General features: G+C 55.0%; 16 protein-coding genes. 8 read left to right on the top strand and 8 right to left on the bottom strand.

Annotation, left to right across the window (positions count from 1 at the left end; all coding sequences use genetic code 11):
• Positions 1 to 2 precede the first annotated feature (2 nt).
• The gene (locus QN378_RS19395; protein ID WP_322206073.1) at positions 3 to 392 is read left to right on the top strand and encodes a glutamine synthetase; all 390 of its coding nucleotides are present in this window, start codon (positions 3 to 5) and stop codon (positions 390 to 392) included.
• Positions 393 to 401: 9 nt separating this feature from the next.
• Here the strand turns inward: QN378_RS19395 and QN378_RS19390 are convergent, their stop codons facing one another.
• On the bottom strand, positions 402 to 1631 hold the full coding sequence (locus QN378_RS19390) for an N-acetylmuramoyl-L-alanine amidase (protein WP_322206072.1): 1230 nt from the start codon (positions 1629 to 1631) through the stop codon (positions 402 to 404).
• A gap of 102 nt (positions 1632 to 1733) precedes the next feature.
• Between QN378_RS19390 and folE2 the strand changes: the two genes are divergently transcribed.
• Positions 1734 to 2630, top strand: coding sequence for a GTP cyclohydrolase FolE2 (folE2, locus tag QN378_RS19385; protein WP_323548762.1), 897 nt, complete (start codon positions 1734 to 1736; stop codon positions 2628 to 2630).
• A gap of 171 nt (positions 2631 to 2801) precedes the next feature.
• On the opposite strand, the gene QN378_RS19380 is transcribed toward folE2, so the two are convergent.
• The gene (locus tag QN378_RS19380; RefSeq protein WP_322206070.1) at positions 2802 to 3323 is read right to left on the bottom strand and encodes a DUF3617 domain-containing protein; all 522 of its coding nucleotides are present in this window, start codon (positions 3321 to 3323) and stop codon (positions 2802 to 2804) included.
• 158 nt (positions 3324 to 3481) lie between these two features.
• Between QN378_RS19380 and cls the strand changes: the two genes are divergently transcribed.
• Positions 3482 to 4921, top strand: a complete 1440-nt coding sequence (cls, locus tag QN378_RS19375; RefSeq protein ID WP_322206069.1) for a cardiolipin synthase — start codon at positions 3482 to 3484, stop codon at positions 4919 to 4921.
• A gap of 43 nt (positions 4922 to 4964) precedes the next feature.
• Here the strand turns inward: cls and cfaB are convergent, their stop codons facing one another.
• The 6 genes from cfaB to QN378_RS19345 all read right to left on the bottom strand — a co-directional run bounded on the left by cfaB (position 4965) and on the right by QN378_RS19345 (position 13624).
• Positions 4965 to 6149 (bottom strand): C17 cyclopropane fatty acid synthase CfaB, encoded by a 1185-nt coding sequence (gene cfaB, locus QN378_RS19370; protein WP_322206068.1) that lies wholly within the window; start codon positions 6147 to 6149, stop codon positions 4965 to 4967.
• A 173-nt stretch (positions 6150 to 6322) separates the two neighbouring features.
• On the bottom strand, positions 6323 to 8263 hold the full coding sequence (locus QN378_RS19365; protein ID WP_322206067.1) for a heavy metal translocating P-type ATPase: 1941 nt from the start codon (positions 8261 to 8263) through the stop codon (positions 6323 to 6325).
• A complete protein-coding gene (locus QN378_RS19360; RefSeq protein ID WP_322206066.1) occupies positions 8260 to 9318 on the bottom strand; it encodes a protease modulator HflK in 1059 nt (352 codons plus the stop codon). Before QN378_RS19360 ends, QN378_RS19365 begins: the two co-directional genes overlap by 4 nt.
• Positions 9315 to 10346, bottom strand: a complete 1032-nt coding sequence (locus QN378_RS19355) for a protease modulator HflC (protein ID WP_322206065.1) — start codon at positions 10344 to 10346, stop codon at positions 9315 to 9317. The genes QN378_RS19360 and QN378_RS19355 overlap by 4 nt, the downstream gene beginning before the upstream one ends.
• Positions 10343 to 12340 (bottom strand): protease modulator HflK, encoded by a 1998-nt coding sequence (locus QN378_RS19350; protein ID WP_322206064.1) that lies wholly within the window; start codon positions 12338 to 12340, stop codon positions 10343 to 10345. Before QN378_RS19350 ends, QN378_RS19355 begins: the two co-directional genes overlap by 4 nt.
• 150 nt (positions 12341 to 12490) lie before the next feature.
• Positions 12491 to 13624 carry an acyltransferase gene (locus QN378_RS19345; protein WP_323567418.1) on the bottom strand — a complete coding sequence of 378 codons (1134 nt, stop codon included), beginning with the start codon at positions 13622 to 13624 and terminating at the stop codon, positions 12491 to 12493.
• Between the two features lie 289 nt (positions 13625 to 13913).
• Here QN378_RS19345 and QN378_RS19340 point away from each other — a divergent pair, with 289 nt between their 5' ends.
• From QN378_RS19340 to QN378_RS19320, 5 genes are all read left to right on the top strand, one after another.
• Complete coding sequence (locus tag QN378_RS19340; protein WP_323551018.1) at positions 13914 to 14303, top strand: hypothetical protein; 390 nt, start codon at positions 13914 to 13916, stop codon at positions 14301 to 14303.
• A 274-nt stretch (positions 14304 to 14577) separates the two neighbouring features.
• A complete protein-coding gene (locus QN378_RS19335) occupies positions 14578 to 16197 on the top strand; it encodes a glucan biosynthesis protein D (RefSeq protein WP_322206973.1) in 1620 nt (539 codons plus the stop codon).
• A 398-nt stretch (positions 16198 to 16595) separates the two neighbouring features.
• The gene (locus QN378_RS19330; protein ID WP_322206061.1) at positions 16596 to 17906 is read left to right on the top strand and encodes a hypothetical protein; all 1311 of its coding nucleotides are present in this window, start codon (positions 16596 to 16598) and stop codon (positions 17904 to 17906) included.
• Positions 17907 to 17918: 12 nt separating this feature from the next.
• Positions 17919 to 19220 (top strand): hypothetical protein, encoded by a 1302-nt coding sequence (locus QN378_RS19325; protein ID WP_323551019.1) that lies wholly within the window; start codon positions 17919 to 17921, stop codon positions 19218 to 19220.
• A gap of 45 nt (positions 19221 to 19265) precedes the next feature.
• Positions 19266 to 21155, top strand: a complete 1890-nt coding sequence (locus tag QN378_RS19320; protein ID WP_323551021.1) for an acyltransferase family protein — start codon at positions 19266 to 19268, stop codon at positions 21153 to 21155.
• Positions 21156 to 21634: the final 479 nt, after the last annotated feature.

Raw genomic sequence — 21634 nt, 5'->3', positions numbered from 1 at the left:
GGATGAATCACCTTTTAATTACTTTGATGACCGTCATGCTGCTAGTAAGTGCCCCGTCCCATGCTGCCCCGACCCAGATGCAGTCGCAAACGACCCGGTGCTCCCAGAGCGCGAATCTGATCGCGTGCAGCGATGCGCTTGGCAATCACTACAGCGTCGCGACGGCGGGTTCGACGTCCTACGTCCGCGGATTTGAAGTCCAGGGCAATCGCCTGTGGGCACAAACCAATAGTCGATACGGCATGCTGACGTTCTTCACCGGTTTGGCGTCCAACGGCGACACCTGGATTGGTTACAGCCAGCGCGTAGGCTGGACGACCATCACCCGGGTCTCCAGCTCTGACGGTAAACGCAGCAAATTCACTTGCAATCGCATGGGCGGTTGCCGATAACGCCCGATCTCATACCTCCCCTTGCTTGTGTGCTTGTTGCCACGCCATGTAAGAGTCAATGGGCGGATTATGTTTGAAATAGCGCTGTAATCCCTCAAAAAGGCCATTGGCGACTGCCTGTTGATGGCGCGCCGTGACTAATCTCTGACTATCGCGGACGTTAGAGATGAAGCCGGTTTCGACTAGAATCGAGGGTACATCCGGCGATTTGAGCACTGCGAAACCTGCCTGTTCCACGCGCTTCTGGTGCAACGATGTGATGTCAGCCAAACTGCCAAGCACCGTGCGCCCCAGTTGCAGACTGGCGGCGATCGTTGCGTTCATCGACATGTCGAGAATGACCCCGGCCAGCATCGGGTCTTTGTCTTTGAGGTCAAGCAGACTCCTTGCACCGATCAGATCGGCGCCGTTTTCGCGCTGGGCCATAAAACGCGCTGTGGCAGAGGTGGCACCGCCTTCTGAAAGCGCATACACCGAGGCGCCCGATGCAGTGAGTCGTGGCGCAGCGTCGGCATGCACTGAAATGAACATGTCAGCATTGAATTTGTGAGCAATCTCTACCCGCTTACGCAGCGGTACGAAGAAGTCGTCGTTGCGCACCAGGTGCACATCAAACCCTTTCTCGCGCTTTAGGCGCTTGGCGAGCAATTGAGCGATGGACAGCACAACGTCTTTTTCTCGTTGGCCTTTAGAGCCAACGGCTCCCGGGTCTTTTCCACCATGACCCGGATCGACCACCACTATGATGTTGCGCTTAAGATGGCCCTTGCCTCGCAGTGGCGACGGCTGTTCGGGCGGCGTAATTGCGCCCACAGCCGCTATCTGGAGAGGGACGTGGACGGCGCTGCCAAGGTCCAACACCAGCCGGTGACCCTGCGAACCCTCCGGGCCTAGCAAAAAACTACTTAGCTGGACCGGAGTATTCAGATCCAACACGATGCGCGTGTCGCCTTGACCAAAATGCCCTGAACGAATTGATCTAATGGGGGTATCCGTCAGCGCCAATTGGCTAAAGTCCCCGGTCAGTTGCGCACCCCTAAGGTCGATGATAAGACGCTCCGGCGCGCTCAAGGTGAAGGTCTTATACCTGACTGGACCACTGAGATCGAACACCAAGCGAAGTTTGTCGCCTGTTCGCCATAAGCGTGCATTACGAATTTGAGCAGCAGATGCACTCAACGGTAACGCCAAGGCCGCACTGGCCACTAGTAGGTTGAGCAACATTTTACGTCGGAGCATGGGGTCTACCGTAGAAATAGGGAGAGCATCCAGGCTCAAAAAGGCATCGTTGAGTTAACCGTTATAATATAACATGACTTTTTTTGTGACGGCGGACCTTTAATGAACGCGTTGACCATGCCGGATATTGCCGCGCAAGCTCTGGATCAAGCCTTTCCACTAGACTGGGTGGGCATGTGCGGCATTGCGCTGCCTATCAAATTAAAAGGCCAACGCCTTAGCGCCAAAGCTGATGCCGGGGTGAGTCTTGATGCTCATCAAACACGCGGCATACATATGTCACGGCTTTATCTCGCACTCGATACTCTAGAAAACGAAGAACTTACTCCAGCGCTGCTGCATCGGCTGTTGATGCATTTTTTGCATTCACATAAAGGGCTATCAAACAGTGCGTTCATACGTATCAGGACTGAACTGCTGATTCAACGACCGGCGCTAATCAGTGCGCTTTCGGGTTGGAAATCTTACCCATTCGAAATTTGTGCCCGTATAGAAAATCATGTGTTCCACGTGGAACTTGAGTTTGAAATCAGTTATTCCTCAACATGCCCATGTTCAGCGGCTTTGGCCAGACAGTTGATTCAGCAGCAATTCGTCGCTGACTTCTCCGATAAGCCGCTGGATCATGCTGAATTGTTGTCGTGGCTCGGAACCTCACAAGGCATCGTCGCCACGCCGCATAGCCAGCGCAGCAGTGCTCTTATGCGTGTGAACCTAGAGCCATCTACCAGTGAGTTTGCGCTGGAGGAACTTATAGATCGAGTAGAAGCCGCTCTTGGCACTGCCGTGCAAACTGCAGTTAAACGCGTCGACGAACAAGCCTTTGCGTTGGCAAATGGCCAGAACCTGATGTTTTGTGAGGATGCGGCGCGAAGACTTACGCTAGCGCTGAAAAAAGCCCCCGCCGTAACAGCGTTTAATTTGAAGGTAAGTCATGCTGAAAGTCTTCATGCTCACGACGCTGTTGCCAAGAGCAGTTGGCAGCGGAATACCGCATAGCGCTTCTCAGGGAGTCACCGCCCAAGCGCGCCCACTTCCACCTTGGGCTGATGATTTCCCCCGTGCGCGTTGCCTTGGTTCTATACGGGCGGCGGTGATCACATCTAAGGCGTAAATTACGTCGTTAACCGCTGCGAGCACTCCAAACTGGCGCAAGGCATCGTCCCAACCTCAAGTCCTCGGCTTAATCACCCCGCATTGAGGCCCAAGCCAGACGGCCTTGGTGTCCATACTGCCATTTTGTTGCACACCGGTAGCGTTGAACGTCCCGACAACGGAGGTGCTGAATTCACGGTCGCTCTGGAATGTCGCCACACCAGTGCCTTGAGCTTTAGGGCAGTTAAAGCGAAATTTCCAAGTCTTGCCGTTTCGATCGGTGATCTGCTGATTGCAACCAGACTTCGGGTCTGTCAGCGGGATGTTGTCCGACTTGACTTGGTCTTGAGTCAAGCAAACCTGCGCGCCTTTACCGGCAAGGTTCACACCGTGCTTCTGCAACGCCTGTTCCATCATCGCTTGTTGATCCGGCGCCAGGCTTTTCAGTTGATTCAACATCAATTGCAGATCGGGTAATGGCTGCCCATCCACCTGCATATTGCTGGTGGTCAGCTCCCACAATCCCGGTTGCAGCATCTGAGCCTGAGCCAGCGGCGAACCCAGGCAAAACAGCAAAACCAAAAAACATTTATTCATCTGCAAATTCCTCAATGAAAGCGACCGGTTAAGCGCCAGCCTGACAATGAGTGTTAGACGATGCAAGCGCCTGCCAGTTGCAACCAGAATAAAATCGCGACAATCACCACGTGCTGTGGTCTGTTAGAGACTTAAAAAAAACAGGATCAGGGTTACGCATGGATTTTTACATTCCGTCTTTCGTCGGCTATTTGATCGGTTTCACCCATTTGCTCGGCCTCATCGCTGCCATCCACGCACTGCTGACTGTACGCACTGCGCAAGGTTCTATCGCATGGGCCATGCCACTTATTTTCATTCCCTACGTCACCCTCATTCCCTATTTGGTGTTCGGGCGCAGCACGTTCGACGGCTATATCAAAGCGCGGCGTCAAGCCAACCGGGAAATGCGTACAGCCATTGGCACTCTAAACTGGCGGCCATGGATTGAAGAAGCCGTAACGGCGAGGCGCTCAGGGGCATATGCCTCGTTGCGGGCTATGCCACGGCTGGGACGAATGCCTTGCCTGGCAAATAATGAAGTGGCGTTACTGATCAACGGTGAAGCAACCTTCACAGCTATTTTCGACGCTATACGCGGCGCCAAAAAAGCGGTATTGATTCAATTTTTTATCATCCACGACGACGACCTTGGTCGACGCCTGCAAACGCTGCTGCTGGAAAAGGCAGCGGAAGGGGTCGCCATTTACGTTCTTTATGACCGCGTAGGCAGCCACTCACTGCCCGCAAGCTACAGCGAAACACTGCGCAATGGCGGTGTACAAATCAAAGCGTTTGCTACTCGCAGCGGTTGGCTAAACCGCTTCCAGATCAACTTCCGTAATCACCGCAAAATTGTAGTGGTGGACGGCGCACGCGGCTTCGTCGGAGGTCATAACGTCGGAGACGAATACTTAGGCAAACAACCGCCGCTGTCCCCGTGGCGCGACACCCATGTTTCGATTGTCGGTCCGGTGGTGACATGTTTACAGGAATCGTTTGCTGAAGATTGGTTCTGGGCTACCCGCCAGTTACCCCAGCTGATCCTGCCTGAGACCTACCCCGAAGATGGCGTGCTATGCCAGTTACTGGCCAGCGGTCCGGCGGACGCACAGGAAACCTGTTCATTGTTTTTTGTTGAAGCCATTTACGCGGCTCAAACACGCGTGTGGATAACCAGCCCTTATTTCATTCCCGATGAAGCCGTATTCGCGGCGCTGCGATTGGCGGTCCTGCGTGGGGTAGATGTGCGAATATTGCTACCGTCACGTCCCGATCACTACGTCGTCTATGCCGCCTCTAGCCTGTTTGCCTTCGAAGCGGTACGCGCGGGCGTGCGCATCTTCCGCTATGAACCGGGATTTATGCATCAAAAGGTGGTGTTGGTTGACAGTGAAATCAGCGCCATCGGCAGCGCCAACATGGACAACCGTTCGTTCAGGCTTAATTTTGAATTGATGCTGCTAACCGTTGACAGCGATTTTGCTAGCCAGGTTGAGGTCATGCTCAACGCCGACTTCGCTCTGGCCCGGGAAATCGCACTCGAAGAAAGCAAAGAAACCCACCGCTTTCAGCAACTCGGTATGCGTGTTGCGCGCCTGGTCTCACCGATTCTCTAAACGGTAAAACGCGAAACGGGGTCCAAAGACCCCGTTGCTGCTCTTATACGTAAATATCTTCTCGGGTCCAGGGCAGGCCGTGGCCGCCATGGGCAAACGGTTTAACCGCCAGTATCTGATGAAGGTTAATCCAGCCCCGTGCAAACGCATACGCACAGCCCGCCAAGTAAAGGCGCCAAATGCGCAGGGTCTGCTCCGGCACCATTTCCGACGCCTCATCGAGCCGCGCTTCAAGCCGCTCGCTCCAGTGTTCGAGAGTCCGTGCGTAATGCAGCCGCAGGCTTTCAACGTCAACGATCTCCAAACCCGTCTCGCTGATAAACGCACTGATCATCGACACATGGGGCAACTCACCGTTAGGAAAAACGTAGCGTTCAATGAACTCACCCGCCCCCCTCCCTACTGGACGACCGTCGGTGTGCTTGGCCGTGATGCCATGGTTCATCACCAATCCACCTTCACGGACAGCACCGAACAGACGCTTTGCGTACAGCTCCAAATTCGCGTGACCCACGTGCTCGAACATACCCACGCTGACGACTTTGTCGAAGCGGCCGTCTTGCGGCAGATCACGGTAATCAAGCAACACCAACTCAACCTGATTTTCCAAGCCTTCTGCCAACACTCGCTCCTGAGCTAACGCCAATTGCTCCTGGCTCAAGGTAATACCGAACACTTTCACACCGTATTCGCGGGCAGCAAACCTCGCTAATCCGCCCCAGCCACAGCCTACGTCCAATAAATATTCCCCCGGCTGCAACCGGAGCTTACGACACAAGTGATGAAACTTGTCCTGCTGCGCTTGCTCCAGAGTTTCTTTGCCGGTCTTGAAATACGCGCACGAATAGACCATCTCCTGATCAAGCCAGAGCTGGTAGAACTCGTTGGAAAGGTCGTAATGGTAAGAGATCGAAGCGGCGTCGGTAGCTTTGTCATGTTCAGAGCGAACCGGCAAATAAGGACTGTCATCATCAACCAATGCCTGGGTCAGCTCGTCGCAGACACGCACTACTTCGCTAATGGACCCTTCAAGCTCCAACCGGCCCTCAACGAAGGCACTACCCAGTAAATCAAGGCTAGGATGCGTGAATTGAGACACCAGTTGCGGGTCTTTCACCACGATGGTGACACTGGGCATCGGGCCTAGATCAAGTTCATGGCCATCCCACAGTTTCAGCCGTAGCGGCAGATGAAGATTCTGCAAGGCTGTTGGAAGTTGCGCGAGCATTGAGTAAACCCTCTATCCAGAAACTCAGGAAAAGGGTAGTCCAAACAGCCGGCGATGGAACACCCCCACCAAGAATGACTGCTAATTTGTAACGGAGTTCTAAAAAGCTCAAGCAAATTTTTATACTTAACAGATCTGTCTAGCACAACATTCTTAGTAAGAGGCCCATGCTGTCAGGCCTCTGGCTTAGTCTCCAACTTTAGTAGCGGCTCCTGAAAACGTAGCAAGCGGCCAGCATTTCCGAGGACCAGCAACGTGCTGAGGTTGTGCAGCAACGCTGCGATCATCGCACCAGCAGCGCCAAGAAGACCGAAAGCTGCCATCGCGACAATGGCCAAGGTCCATCCTAAACCGATGATCACATTGACATGCAATGTCCGACGGCACTGGCGGCTTAATCGCACACAGGTGCCCAATCGACGGAGGTCGCTGCCGATCAAAACGATGTCCGCTGAGGCCAGTGCGATATCTGCACCACCCGCCCCCATAGCCACGCCCACCACTCCAGCTTTTAGCGCCAACGAGTCATTGATGCCGTCGCCCACCACCATTGGCCGAAAGCCGCTGCTGATTTCGCCCATCACCCGGTTGAGCTTGTCTTCGGGCAGCGCCTGGGCTTCGATGTCGCTGATACCGACCTCAAGCGCCAGGCTGTCGGCCACACTTTGGCGGTCACCGGTTAGCAGCAATTGACGGCCCAACCCCAACTGACGTAACTCAGCAAGCGCCTGTCGTGCCTCGGGCTTTAGGCTGTCAGCCAGTAACAGCCAAGCCAGGAACACACCATCTACTGCAATCCCTGCAATCGGGCCATCGTGATTCGGGACCGGCGAGGTGCTGATATCCAGTTGTTCAAACAACTCCGGGCGCCCGAGCGCCGCAAGGCCGTGTTCGGTTTTAGCGACAACGCCAAGCCCTTGTCGCTCATGAATGTCGGTGAGTACCAATAATTGATCTTTTTCCACCAAGCCAGCTAATGCGCGGCTTACAGGATGACTGCTGGCCGAACCGAGGCTCGCCGCCAGCGGCAACAATGTAGCCTGCTGCGTCAACACCGTTTGAATCGATTGCAGCCTAAGGGTGCCGTAGGTCAATGTCCCCGTTTTATCGACGACCAATGACGTCAAGTCAGCCAGCTCTTCGAGAAACGCCGAACTGCGAATCAAAATACCGTGACGTGCCGCCACCGCGATTCCGGCAATGGCCGTCGCAGGCGCCGATAACACCAGCGCGCATGGACAGGCCGCAACTAGCACCGCCAGCATCGCTTGTGCATCATTGGTGATAAACCAAGTCACCGCCGCAATCATCAACACCAGCACCATGTAGCTTCCCGCGTAGCGTTCCAGCAGTCGAGTAATCGGCGGCTTGGAGCGTTCGGCGCTTTGCATCAGGGCAATGACTTTGCCCAAGGTCGATTCGTTGCCGATGCGCGTCACTTCGATGCGCAACAGGCCATCGAGATTGATCGCGCCGCCGAAGACTTCGATGCCAACTCGCGCTTCCAGTGGCACCGACTCACCGGTAATCGGGGCCGTATCGAGGCTCGCTTGTCCAGAGCGCACCACGCCGTCGGCTGGCACCCGGTCACCGGCGCGAACTTCCACTAAATCACCCGCAACCAGCACCGAGTTATCTACCTCGCGCACCGTGCCATCCGCTTCTATCAGGCGCGCATGGCTTCGGGTCAACCGTCCCAAGGCTTGAATGGCTTCCTGGGAACCGATGACGCTACGCTCTTCCAGCACATGGCCAAAGATCATGATGATCGGCAATAAAGCGGCGGTCATTAAATCGCCGGTGGCCCATGCGCCAAGCATCGCCAGCGCAATCAGTTGATCGGTGATGCCATGCAGGCTGGGGTAACGCAGGCTGTGCCAACCAGCGCTGACCACTGGCACCGCGACCAGTAAAGACGCAGCGCCCAGCAGCAGCTGACTAACACCCGTCTGCCCCGGTACGAAAAATCTCCAGGCAAGCCCCAGCCCCAACAAACCCAAAGCGAGCATCGCCAAGGTCAATTGCCGAGCCGCACTTCGTTGCTCGGCATTGCTGAGCATGCTGACCGGGGCTTGGGTTGACTCAGGTTCAGTCGTCGCAGCGTGGGCACTCATTTTTCTGCTCCCTGAATAATCAGGTGGGAATCGTCATGGGGGTCGACCGTGGTCACGGAACCGGCCTGGCCAAGAATTTTTGGCACGCGCTCGCGATAGATCCGCATCAACAGTCCTGGATCACTTTTGTCACGAACCGACTGCGCCAAACTAGTCACCGTCGCCGTATCCGCCTGGGCTTTAGCCAAGCGCTCAGACGCTTGGGCATGCGCCACTTGCACGGTGCGGTCGGCTTGCTGTGTGGCAGTTTGCGTGAGTTTTTCCGCTTCGGTGCGGGCATTAGCCACCGCCTGATCCGCGAGTTGGCTGGCGGTCAGCACTGCGTTAAATGCATTCACAGCCGAAGCCGGCAGGCTTGACTGCACGTCCACTCGAGCGATTTCGATACCTATTCCTAAGCCTGTGGCCGCTAACTCCGCCAGGCGCTGATTGATGCCTCGGACCAGATCGCCGCGCAGGCGCTCACGACGTTCGGCAGACTTGCTGTCCGGGCTGACCATCTCTGGACGTGCCACTAAGATTGTGTCCAGATCTCGCGCGGCGGTGAGCGCCACCGTGCTGCGATTGACCAGACGGTCCAGCGCAGGCAAAACATGTTCGCCCTGCAGGACAAAGGCATACGGGTCGGTGACTTTGTAGTACACCGTCACATCGAGCTGCACCACGCCAGCATCGCCGGTCAGCAAATACCCTGAGCCCGCCAACGCATCGCTCATTGGCGCAGCGAAGCTTGAGATTCGGTCAGCGTCCAAGGCAGGCTTTGAGCGCAGCAATGTTTCGACTCGACGCTCAATCACTCGATCCGCCGACGGCAATAACACGACTTGTTCGAACGGTTGCGGCCACGCGGTGAGTAAACCGGCGCTTTGAATACGCTCCAGTGCTCCGAGACGCAGAACTACTGCACGGTTCTGCGGATCAATCTGGCGAACGTTGGACAACGCCCACCCCAGTGCAGCCAGCAAGGTCACGCCGTACAAACCGAGAAAAGCCAAACGGCTCGCCTGCAACCAAGGACTATTGACCGGAGGCCGCTCAGTGACGACTTCACTCATGGTTGCGATCCGCTTTTACCGTCCAGCGTTGGCGGTCCGTCAACCAATACGCGGAACGGAGCTGCGTCAGTGCGCAGAATCAGTTTAGTCCCAGGCGTAACCATCGTGCCCAATGTATCCAGGGACCGCAGCAAGTTATAAAGCTGAGGCGATCCGGCATAGGCCTTGCCATAAATTTGTGCAGCCTCTACCCGCGATTGCGCTTCGATATCCGCTGCTTTGACCGTCGCGTCGGCTTCTACGATACGTGCATCACGCTCCGCCGCCGACCGGATCTGCGCCGCCTCGCGTTTACCTACAGCCGTACGTTCAGTCGCGATAGTTTCACGTTCGGCGCGCATGCGGTCCACGGTTGCGTTCAGCGTCACCGACGGCAAGGTCAGACGCTCGACGCCGACCTGTAAGACGCGCACGCCATAGGTGGAGAGCAATTGCTGTTCGATTTGGTGGCGCAGCTGAGTTTCAAACTCAGTGATTTTTACTTGATTGGCATCGGTATTGATCAAGCTGGACAGGTCAAAACTGGCCGCCGTGGTTTCCAGCGCCGAACCAACAAAGGTACGGATTTGCCGCGCTGCTTCATCTGGCTGATTCTGTACGGCGCGCATGAAGCGCTGCACATTGTCTGGATCGTCCTGCACCTGCCAGGCGACGTAGGCTTGCACGACAATCCTCAGGCCATCACGTGTACCCACGTCTTGCAGACCGCTGGATGTAGTGCGCAACCGCAGATCAACCGGAATCGTGGCCTCGAACGGTGCTGGCCAACGCCAGTTCAAGCCCGGATTAAGAAGTACGCGAGAAGGATTGCCGAAGCGGGTAATCACCGTCGCTTCGCCCGAACGCACTTGCACCAGGCTAGCCGCCGCTACTGCAAAGGCAATTAGTAAAACGGCGAGCGCGGTTCGGCGCCAAGGGAAAGCCGCAGGAGTGGACGTATCGCCATGCTGATGGCCGTGGTGATGTCCGGCGTGACCGTGGTCATCGTCCGAGTGATCGTGATGATCGTGTGAATGAAACAGACTCAAGGGACGACTCCTGAATGGGCGGCTTTACTCGGCGCCGATGGGTCTGCCGGTAACGTGAAAGTACGCAAATCGATGGTCGGGGCGGTGTCGCCGCCGAGCCGGTGATCAAGGATCAGTAATTTGGCGTGGGCCAAACCATGGCTTAGCTGCGTCAGGTACTGCTCCAGTAAAAACGCTTTGCCAGCCTGGTCATAAGCATGACGCTCGGCGCTGAAGCGAAGGTCTGCGCCTTGAGCCGTGGCCAGAACCTCACGCGCCGCCGCAGAGGCGTTGTCTTTCGCTAAGCTGGCGTTCAGTTCGGCCAAGTTCGATTGCTCGCTGGCTGCGCCCCGCTCCCGAGAAATTAACGCTTGAGCGCCGATCTGCGCCGCTTGCACCGCATGGTAGGCGTTAGCAGCCCCCGCGGGTGGATGAATTGACTCGACGACTGTCGCTAAAATTTCTACGCCACTGTCGAGCTTCTTCAGGTCCGCTTGCACAGCGTCACCGATGTCCGAAGACAGTGCGGCCCTTTGCTCGCCGAGCAGTTCATCCAACGTCCGCGACGCAAAATCGTGGACCAATATCCGGCTCGCGGTGCTACGAATCAGCGTTGGAACGTCAGCACTGTTGTAAGTCGCAGCCATTGCGGCCTGATCGGTCAAGCCGATTCGATAGACAAACCGCACGTCCATATTGACGATTTGAAAGCTCTGCTTTTGGGAGGCAGGCTTGTCGCCTGCGCTACTAGCGATGACTTGGGACTTCTCGTTGATATGGCTGGCGTCCCACAGACGATTAGCACTAAGTGGCGCCGGGCCTTCGGCAGGCTCAAGAACCTGCTCGACCGCGTTTGACTCCGAAACGCTGGTCGCCAACTCATGCACAACGCCGTTTTCTACCGCCAACACGCGCCCAAAAGGCCATGGCAAACCGGTGTGTAAGCCCGGACCGAAAACTTGCACTGGCTTGCCGAAACGCTCGTAAATACCTCGCCCCTGCATCGGAATTTCATGTACACCACTTAGCAACCAGCCCAGCCCCAATACCACCGCCAGCACCGGCAAAAAGGCCCGCCGCATGTAGGTAAATGCCCATATCTGGCGCAGATCGATGCCGAAACGGTTGTGCAGTTCGTTCTCAAGCGCCAACAAAGGCTGCGGCGGCCAACGCAGCAGGCCGGCGACAAAACTACTGGCCAAGAGTCTCGGCTCAATCCGCTCGTTGCGCGGGCTGAACAGCGACATGACCCCGCGGAGCAATAGTTCAAACGCTACCAGAACAGGCAGTAGACCGGTCAATACGGCAAGTCGGGCAGGCCAGATGCGGGAAGGCGTGGAAAAAAACAGGCATATTGCACTGAGCAACAAGCAGGCAATAGCGACTCGAGTCAGTTGCGCCAGTTGTGCCGCTTCAGGCCACTCAGCCGGTAATTCGTGGGCCAATTGGCGTTCCAGCACCAGTAATCCGAAAGCGATCAAAAGTGCAACGGTGCCGACGATATTGCCAATGGGGCCGACACTTGATCCGACGAGGCTCAGGTTCCAGGTCCATTTCACCGTCAAAATAGCCAGCAACGCCCAACCGCCCAACCATATCGTCGGCAGCCCCACCTGCGCCAGAAGCGATACGCTGCTGCCGTTGATGCGACTCGACAGGCGCTCATACCATCCGGCGGGTTCTTCTGGATTGGACTGTGCGTCAATCGGCAACGGTTCGATCACCGATGAAAGGTTTGCAGCAGCCAGCGTTTGTGCACGCCAACGGGCGATCCAATACGCAGACTGCAAACCAGCCACCAACACCCACAACGCGGCAGCGTTATTAATCAGAACCGCAGACCAGAGCGTGGCAGGCGAAAAAAGCATCGCGAACATAGCCAGTACGAAGCTGAATAAGCCCAATGCCGCCAACCCGTAACCAAACCGCTGCAACCGAAGGGCATGGAACGCAGCCCTTTGAAAGCGCGGCAAGCTATCAAGCCCCACGCTTTCACCATCCAGATCAACCCGCATTGACACCCCAGACCTTACTCATAATGGAGACGCACATGGGCTCGGCCCAGCTAGCGTTATGATATAACAAAGGGCGTGAAATTTTTGTTCAAAATATTTCGAATCTTACAGCGTTGCTCCTAAGGACGAACTGAGCCTGTTTTAAAAGCGCTAAACAGTGGCGGGTACTTTTTTCAACCTTGCGGTTATCAGATAACGGCCCACTTTCTGACCGTTAACCTCAATGACCGTATAGGTCACGTATGAAATCGCGATAACGCAAAGGAGTATCAAGGCCACCAACAGGTTATTGACCAGGATACTGCCGGAATCAATGTACCTGACATCCCCCATCATCGGCGCCAACGTTAACCCGGTCTTTTTCTCCAAGACCAAAAAAACCAGAATCAGGCCGCTGAGTACAACGACATGCGTGAGGTAGATCGAGTAAGAGAGGCGGCCGAGAAAGCTGAACATTCTGGTTTTTAGCAGCTTCGATATCACGCCCGCGTCAAAGGCAAATAACGTGACTGTCCAGCAAAATAAAAGGCTGCAGACGATGGTTTTCTGAGTCAGGTCCGAATTGAGGGTCACGACAATCAGCAACAGCGAAACAACTTCAAGAAGTGAATACATCCAATAGTTGATTCGAACCCGTTCTTTTATCAGATCAAACGCACTGTACGACAACGCCCCCGCAAAAAAACACGACAGCCCTTTATAAGCAAATTCAGTCAAGACACCGGCATTGTTATATAGCAGTACGAAAGCGCCCACGGAGAGGGCGCACCAGACAAATTTTTTATAGCCCGCGCAAAAAAACGCAACCGCGGCAAATATCATGTACATGTAGTATTCAATACTGATACTCCAGGAGGGATAATTAAAGGATAGGTTTTCCGTTAGCGGAGTCCACGCTTGTATCAGGAAAAAATTGGGCAGAACTTGCGATAATGAATACTGCCCGGTAAACGGTTCTTTGTTGAACGTAAAACCTTTATGCGACGCCAGAAGCTTTAGAAATTCGAACACTATGAACACACCCAACATAAACACATGTAATGGAAGTAGTCGAAAAGTTCTCAGTATAAAAAATTTTCGAAAATCGATACGGGCGCCTGAGCCATAGGCGTGGGTGATGACAAAACCGCTCAGGACAAAGAAAAACTCGACGAACAGGTCTGCGTTACTGAAAAATTGAAGCTCGGTGATGCTGCCCACAAGGTGCAGATGGTAAACAACAACGGCGAGGGCACACACGCCCCTGAAACTATCAAGTGCATGAAATCGTTTGTCTTGGGCCATAAGGGCGTTCCTTCCTTTAATGAATTTTCCGTTTAGTGGAACTACTGAGTGGGCTGTATTTGAGCCTGACGGCCATAGGTCGGAGAAATCCTAGAGCAGTCCATCATTGAGTGCAAAGTAGAGGGAGATAAATAGATTTATATTTTACTGCTTTTAGAATACGTAGAAAAAATGACGTCAATTTTATATATGTGGCGCGTCTTACAATAAAATCGGAAATCTCCTATGTATTTAAAAGCCGTTACTTAAAGAAGTTGAATCCTGGCTCTAAGCTACGGTTACAAATTCAATGAATAAGCGACTTGCCGTAACAAGTTTCAATGATTATATTCTTCAGCTCATCCGATATACGACGGCCTCCAATATGAAAAAACATTGGGATTTCCGTATCCCCAAATGTACTTCAGACACCGGTAACACAAGCTGTCTGACCATTAATGAGCCTGGATCGTTTTTAGGGTTAAGCAATTTACTGGATCTAGTCCGTCATGAAATAAGCCACGAGCACGATAAACAAATCCACCGGCTTACCTTTAAAAGCGGCCAAACGCTGTTCATCAAAGCCGACGCACGTGCTGTGACTGTCAGAGGCGCGCGTATCAATTTCAATTCAGACGCCAAATTCCCATCGACTACGTACCTCTGCGACCCCTCGCCGCAAAAAGGTTCCGGCGGTTGACGCTACCCCACTTCAGCTGACAATACGGGGCTGCCGTAAGGTTTCACCGAGCACTTTTAATTGGCCAGTCAGCATCGCGGGTGGCCTCGCGATGCACTGCGAACCAGCTCGCTGCAAAAAATCGGTTCCTACCCCTTCTTTTTTATACACCTCTACTATTTTTTTACCCCCGGTAGCGAACAGGTTGTCCACTTTGTTATCTAGTGGGGGTAGTTGTATGCGTCTGCACGCACAAGTGCAGGGCGTCACAGCATTCCCTAGAGGCTCCATCGTTATGAATCGCAGGAATCTTCTGAAAGCATCACTTGCTCTCGCGGCCTACACAGGCTTACCCGCAACGGGACTGCTTGCAGCGCGGGCCTTCGCAGCCACGGCTGATGGCGACGTCGAGCATTTCGATTTCACAATCCTGCAAACCACCGCCAAACAACTGGCCAGCACGCCGTTCGTTGACACCAATGAACAATTGCCGCCGACCCTGGGGACGATGACGCCCCAACAATTCAATGCCATCCAATACGACCCGGCGCACTCTTTGTGGGGCGACAACAAAGGTCAACTGGACGTGCAGTTTTTCCATGTCGGCATGGGCTTCAAACAGCCGATCCGCATGTACAGCGTCGATCCCCAGACCAATGAGTCGCGGGAGGTTCACTTCCGGCCGCAAATGTTCAACTACGACAAAAGCGGCGTCGATAAATCCCAGCTCAAGGGTGACTTGGGCTTCGCCGGGTTCAAGTTGTTCAAGGCTCCGGAAATCGCGACCCATGACATTCTGTCGTTTCTCGGCGCCAGCTACTTCCGCGCCGTGGACAGCTCTGGGCAATACGGCCTATCCGCCCGTGGCTTGGCCATCGACACCTACGCCAAACGCAAGGAAGAATTTCCCAATTTCACCAGGTTCTGGCTTGAGACGCCGACCAAGGACAGTACTCGATTCGTTGTGTACGCCTTGCTCGACTCCCCCAGCGCGACCGGCGCTTACCGTTTCGATATCGACTGTCAGGCCAACCAAGTGGTCATGGCCATCGACGCCCACATCAACGCCCGCAAAGACATCGAGCAATTGGGCATTGCGGCCATGACCAGCATGTTCAGTTGCGGCACTCACGAACGGCACATGTGCGACACTCTTCACCCCGAGATCCACGACTCTGACCGCCTGGCCATGTGGCGCGGCAACGGTGAGTGGATCTGCCGACCGCTGAACAACCCCGCAACGTTGCAATTCAACGCATTCGCCGATAAAGACCCCAAGGGATTTGGCCTGGTACAGACCGATCACGAGTTTTCCAGCTATCAGGACACCGTCGATTGGTACAACCAACGACCAAGCCTGTGGGTCGAGCCCACTACCCCGTGGGGCGAGGGTTCGATCGACCTGCTGGAAATCCCGACCACGGGGGAAACCCTGGATAACATCGTCGCGTTCTGGACGCCCAAAGCCCCTGTGACGGCGGGTTCGTCCCTTAACTTTGGCTACAAACTCTACTGGAGCGCCCTGCCCCCGGTCAGCACGCCACTGGCACAGGTGCGTGCCACCCGATCCGGGATGGGCGGTTTCATCGAAGGCTGGGCGCCGGGCGAGCATTACCCGGAAGTCTGGGCGCGCCGATTTGCGGTCGATTTCACCGGGGGTGGCCTGGACCGATTGCCCGAAGGCACCCGCATCGAACCGGTGGTTACCGTGTCGGGCGGTGAAGTGAAAGACTTCAACGTGTTGGTGATTCCAGACATCAAGGGCTATCGAGTGACGTTTGATTGGTACCCCAACAGCGACTCGGTGGCCCCTGTCGAATTACGCCTGTTCATTCGGACCCACGACAGAACCCTAAGCGAAACCTGGCTCTACCAGTATTTCCCGCCGGCCCCCGATAAACGCCGCTATAACTGATTAGCGTTATGGGGTTGAACGGTTGACGCACGTTAAAGCGTCAGCCGTTTTTACAGATCTGTAAATTAAACGAGCCATAGAAGCACCCAATTAAGCGTTTAATAACGTACATTTAAATCGCGTCAATTTTTTATCTATCTAGGCATATCAATTACTTAATGAGCATCTAGTGCTTATAAAAACAGCAACCGCTAAAAATTTGACGAATTGATTTGACAGCGCTTTAAAGTGACGTTGATATACCGCTATCCGCTGCGCAATAACGCCCGCTTTAACCAGTCGACCGCCCCACTCCGGCCTTTCGATGGGCGGTAGCTATGCCTGCGTTTTTATCTACCGCACCGCTTAGCCTCACGTCACGCCATTATTTTTCTAAGCTCCTGAGAGGGCAAACCACCATGATGTCGACACCCGCTCTCGGCCCTACTGAACGTCCGTCGATTCTGACATTCAACAAATCCACCTTGATTATTTGGGTCGCCATCAGCCTGATCGTGTCTGAAACATTGGCCGGTGCGATGCGCTATTACTTCGACCAAGTGGGTATTTCGCCACTGCTGTACCTGCCAAAAATTGCCTGCCTGATACTGTTCGCGGCTCAGTTGCTGACCTACAAAGCCTCCCGCGTGCTCTGGGTGGGCTTGCTAATGCTATTGGTATCCTGCGCACTGGCCATGCTGCACGGCGCCAGCTTTACCAACGTTGCCTTCAGCCTGTTCGGCTTCAGCCCGTTGCTGTTCGGCGCGGTGTGCAGCGAACACATACTTCATCGCAAACGACTATTGGGCTGGGTAATTGGCGTGTGCCTGATTCTGTCTTTAATAGGGCTGTTACTGGACAAATACACCACGGTCCCGTGGAAAGGTTACAGCTACCTGGTGGGTAACACTGAGCTGGTGGGCAACACCGCTTGGGCTGACGATGAGTTTGACCGGCTCGCGGGTTTTACTCGGGTATCCAACGCGCTGTCGATCGTGATTGCGATCTTCAGTCTTTATCTGGCGATGTTTACCCGCTCGCGCATTCTGTTCTGCATCATCGCCGCCGTGGGTTTTTACGCCATCGTGCTGACTACTAGTAAAGCACCGGCCGCGGCCTTCGCCCTGACGCTGGGGGTCATGGCGTTAAGCCGCTTACGCTGGACCAGCGCCACCCTGTTTGTCGGTTTAGTTGCGATTGGGTTCCTGCTGCCCATCATTGGCGTGGCTTTTGATTTCGATCCCAACAACATCACCAGCGGCGACCGTTCCCTGACCTCGCTTTACGACCGCCTGATCAACACCTGGCCACACGTTGCCCAGTACTTGTATTGGCAAGGCTGGAGTTTGACCGGCGCGGGTCTGGGCATGTTCGGCAGCAGCCAAGTGTTATTCCCGGTGCCCGGCGCACAAATATTGACCGGATCGGACAGCAGCGCCATGTATCTCTGGGCAACGTTTGGCTTTGTCGGCCTCGCGCTGTATGCCATGCAAATTCCATTGTTTTTTATGCTGCGCGATAAAACTTCACGTCTGGACAACGCCCTACTCGCTATCAGCATCTGCATCTGCCTGACCAGTTGGACCACTGACATGTTCGAGATCACCCTCTCCAACCTGTTTATGGGCGTGGCCATCGGGCGAGTGCTTTACAGCTCAGCCGCTACCAGCACTGTGACGACTAAAGCCCACGGTTTGGGTGAACTTTCCGAGCTTCCGGAACTGCGATGAGAGCGTATTGATATGCGATTGAAAACCAACATATCCGCCTATGGGTTGCTCCTTTCCATGACCCTGTTCTGCGCCGCGTCCCAAGCCGCCGATGCGTTTATAGTTGGCGTGGGCACACATTTGATGAACTACGAAGCGTCTCCGGTGAAAGCCCTGCAAATGGTCTCGAATGCGGGCATCACGGCCCTCAAGGACGATGCGTATTGGTCAACGGCCGAACCGTCGCCCAATCAATATCGCATCGTGCCGCCATGGCGCACCTACCTGACCACCGCCAAAGCAAAAAAACTGACGACATTGACGATTTTAGATTACAGCACCCTCTTCCACGGCAACCTCAAGCCACGCACGCCAGAGATCAAAAAGGCTTATCTGAAATACGTCGATTACGTGACCCGCCAGTTGCAGGGCAAAGTCGATTACTGGGAGATCTGGAACGAGTGGGATCTAGAAGGCCCCAAAGATCCGAAACTTTCCACCGACTACGCCACCCTGGTCAAAGAAACGGTACCGCTGATTCGCAAGAACGATCCTAACGCGAAAATCCTCGCGGGCTCCGTAACACCTGAAGGAATGAACTTTGGTTTCGCCGACCGGCTGATCGATGCCGGAATATTGGACCAAATCGATGGCCTGTCGATTCACCCCTACGTGCACTGCGCTGGCAAGGGGCAAAACACTCCAGAAGCCTGGACCAACTGGGTACGCGATTACGTCCGGCATGTGAACGAAAAAGCCGGTAAAGAAATTCCGATCTACCTGACCGAAGTCAGTTGGCCGACCCACACCGGCGATTGCGGCAACACCCCAGAAACGGTTGCATCCTACATAGCGCGGACATTTTTTCTGGCCCGGACCATCCCGAGCCTAAAGGGCATGTGGTGGTACGACCTGGCCAACGATGGCTTGGACAAGACCGATCAGGAACACAACTTCGGTCTGCTCGAACACAATCTGGACCCCAAACCCGGCTACGAAGTGCTCAAGGCCATCAGCCCCTTCGTTCGCGATTACACCTATGACCCTGACCCCAGCACCATGGTCAACGACGTATACCTGCTGTATTTCAACAAAGGTGCAGACCACATCGTGGTCGCCTGGGCGGGCGGTCGAGCTCAAGAACAACACGTAGTCAGCAAGGCCAAACTTACCGGCAAGCTGCAACTCATCGACACCGCGCACGCAACCAAAGGGCAGATCGACACAGATTCATCGTGGACCTGCAACGGCGAGCGCTGTGCTGCCTCCGTGACCCTGACCAACTTTCCGAAAATCATCAGCCTGAACGCCCCCGACGGGATGGTTGAACGCTGAGTATCACTTGCTGAGCTTGCAGCCCGTTTCTGGAACCGAATCGCCATGGACTTTCGAAAAGACATCAATGGACTACGCGCGATCGCGGTGATCGCCGTCATCCTGTTCCACTTCAACCCGGCTTGGCTGCCCGGCGGCTATGCGGGCGTTGATATTTTTTTCGTGATTTCCGGCTACCTGATCACCGGCATCATTTTCCGGGGTTTGCAAAAAAACGGCTTCGGCCTGATCACCTTCTACACATCCCGCGCCCGGCGAATTATCCCCGCACTGGCGGCGATGTGCTTTGCATTGCTGGCATTCGGTTGGTTCTACCTGCTGCCCCTGGAATACAGCGAACTGGGCAAACACGTCGCCAGTAGCCTGGGGTTATTTTCCAACTTCGTGTACTGGTCTGAAGCGGGTTACTTTGCCGCTAGCGCCCACGAAAAATGGCTGCTGCACACCTGGTCCCTTTCGGTGGAGTGGCAGTTTTACATGATCTACCCGATTGTCCTGCTGTTGCTGAGCAGGCTAGTCACGTTGAATGTGCTGCGCTGGATCGTCTTGGCCGGGAGCATTCTGGGCTTTCTCGCTTGCGTGTACGTGTCGTTCAAATGGCCGGAGCCGGCGTTCTATTTACTGCCCGCCCGCGCCTGGGAATTATTGGCAGGCGGCGTTGCCTGTTTGTTCCCGATCAAACTCAAAGGCCTGCCGCAACGGGTCTTGGAAGCGGTGGGTGTAGGCCTGATGCTGGTGAGCTTTTTCGTGTTGTCCGAAAAAGACGTCTGGCCGGGCTACCTGGCGCTGCTGCCGGTGATGGGCACCTTATTGGTGATCGTCTCGGCGCGGCAAGATTCGCTCATGACCAACAACCCCTTCTCACAATGGACCGGCAAGCTTTCCTACTCCCTGTACCTGTGGCACTGGCCGGTGGTGGTGTTCATGAGCTACGCCGGGTACTTGAACGACACCCGTAGTGCGCTGCTCGGAATCGCCACCTCATTCGCCTTGGGCCTGGCTTCGTTTACGCTTATCGAAAAAAGCTCAACAGCGAAAAAGCCAGAACGCCCCTGGAAGTTCGCAACCGTCGGCAGCTTGATAGTGCTGGTATTCGCCGCAGGCGCGGCGGTCAAAGCGACCCAAGGCGCTGTTACACCGTTACGCGCCATCAGTATCTCGGACAAGGCACGTTTCGTTCAGGACTACGCCGACCGGCAAAACAACCTCTACGAAACCTACTGGCTCAAGTGCGACGCGTTCTCCGCCTTCACCCAGCGCGGACAAAAAGCGATTGACCCGTCCTGCACGCAAAAACACGGCGAAGGCGGCGTCTTCCTGTGGGGCGATTCCCACGCTCAAGCACTGTCGCTGGGACTACGAACCCTGCTGCCCAAAGAAACGCCGTTCTACCAAGTCACCTCGGCCGCGTGCAAACCGAGCCTGACCGATGACACCGGCCTGCAAACACCGCCGCGCATCACCTGCAACTACTCCAACAGAACCGCACTGGAAAGCATCAAGGCCGACAAACCCGACATCGTGGTCATCGCGCAAAAAGACGAACACGACAAAACCCACTGGGACCTAATCGCCGCACGGCTCAAAAGCTACGGCGTCAAACACGTGGTCCTCATGGGCCCGCTGCCGCAATGGAGCCCGTCCCTGCCCAGCGTTATCGCCAACCGCCACTGGGGCGCCAACGACTCCCACATCACCGACGCCGCCCTCGACCGCAGCGTCATGATCGCCGACCGCGCCACCCAAAGCTCCATCGACCACAACGCCGTCGACTTCGTCTCGCTGATCGACAAATTATGCGTCGCAGACTCTTGCCTGGTGCGGCTGCAGGGAGACAACTCACTGCTGCAAATCGACTCCGGGCACCTGAGTGAAAAGGGCTCGATTTATATCGTTAAGAATTTTGTGATGCCGGAGATTGAGAAACTGAATTGAGATCTGACACACCGCTGGCATCCCTCGCCACCTAAGCCCGCCCAGATTGAATGATCTGAGCGGGCTTTTTTGTGCTCGGAATTAGGGTCACCAGAGTACGGTAAGACAAATCCTTTAGCCGCGTAGGACAGAGACTTATTCACCCGGAAACGCCTGAAGGCATAGTCTGGCGGTTGCGCTTGCTCGGGGCCGACGCTAACCTTCGTGGGTCGCTGCAAAATCAGCGGCCGGGTTTAGTCGCCCGCCCACACACTGGCGCACAAGCGTCACTTTTAGCCAGGCGCTTTTTTATCGCCTGAGCTTTATGGTGGCTGTGCGCAGGGCGCCCTCGGGTGCGCCGGGTCTCCAGTGTTCCGGTCGACTAACCTGTGCACAGCTGCCACCCATTGTTTAGTCGCAATGTCTGGCAGCTCCACTAAACACTGGAGATGTATCAGATGACAAAAATCACCCCCGATCCACCCCGCCCAAAACGCAAC

The sequence above is a fragment of the Pseudomonas sp. 10S5 genome (assembly GCF_035019745.1).
GTDB lineage: Bacteria > Pseudomonadota > Gammaproteobacteria > Pseudomonadales > Pseudomonadaceae > Aquipseudomonas.
The sequence above is the reverse complement of the archived record's forward strand: the minus strand, read 5'-3'. Positions and strand labels throughout refer to the sequence as shown.

Excerpts from the sequence above, each read along its gene's own strand:
- QN378_RS19395 (WP_322206073.1), top strand. The coding sequence starts at position 3 with ATGAATCACCTTTTAATTACTTTGATGACCGTCATGCTGCTAGTAAGT.
- QN378_RS19390 (WP_322206072.1), bottom strand. The coding sequence starts at position 1,631 with ATGCTCCGACGTAAAATGTTGCTCAACCTACTAGTGGCCAGTGCGGCC.
- folE2 (WP_323548762.1), top strand. The coding sequence starts at position 1,734 with ATGAACGCGTTGACCATGCCGGATATTGCCGCGCAAGCTCTGGATCAA.
- QN378_RS19380 (WP_322206070.1), bottom strand. The coding sequence starts at position 3,323 with ATGAATAAATGTTTTTTGGTTTTGCTGTTTTGCCTGGGTTCGCCGCTG.
- cls (WP_322206069.1), top strand. The coding sequence starts at position 3,482 with ATGGATTTTTACATTCCGTCTTTCGTCGGCTATTTGATCGGTTTCACC.
- cfaB (WP_322206068.1), bottom strand. The coding sequence starts at position 6,149 with ATGCTCGCGCAACTTCCAACAGCCTTGCAGAATCTTCATCTGCCGCTA.
- QN378_RS19365 (WP_322206067.1), bottom strand. The coding sequence starts at position 8,263 with ATGAGTGCCCACGCTGCGACGACTGAACCTGAGTCAACCCAAGCCCCG.
- QN378_RS19360 (WP_322206066.1), bottom strand. The coding sequence starts at position 9,318 with ATGAGTGAAGTCGTCACTGAGCGGCCTCCGGTCAATAGTCCTTGGTTG.
- QN378_RS19350 (WP_322206064.1), bottom strand. The coding sequence starts at position 12,340 with ATGCGGGTTGATCTGGATGGTGAAAGCGTGGGGCTTGATAGCTTGCCG.
- QN378_RS19345 (WP_323567418.1), bottom strand. The coding sequence starts at position 13,624 with ATGGCCCAAGACAAACGATTTCATGCACTTGATAGTTTCAGGGGCGTG.
- QN378_RS19340 (WP_323551018.1), top strand. The coding sequence starts at position 13,914 with ATGAATAAGCGACTTGCCGTAACAAGTTTCAATGATTATATTCTTCAG.
- QN378_RS19335 (WP_322206973.1), top strand. The coding sequence starts at position 14,578 with ATGAATCGCAGGAATCTTCTGAAAGCATCACTTGCTCTCGCGGCCTAC.
- QN378_RS19330 (WP_322206061.1), top strand. The coding sequence starts at position 16,596 with ATGATGTCGACACCCGCTCTCGGCCCTACTGAACGTCCGTCGATTCTG.
- QN378_RS19325 (WP_323551019.1), top strand. The coding sequence starts at position 17,919 with ATGCGATTGAAAACCAACATATCCGCCTATGGGTTGCTCCTTTCCATG.
- QN378_RS19320 (WP_323551021.1), top strand. The coding sequence starts at position 19,266 with ATGGACTTTCGAAAAGACATCAATGGACTACGCGCGATCGCGGTGATC.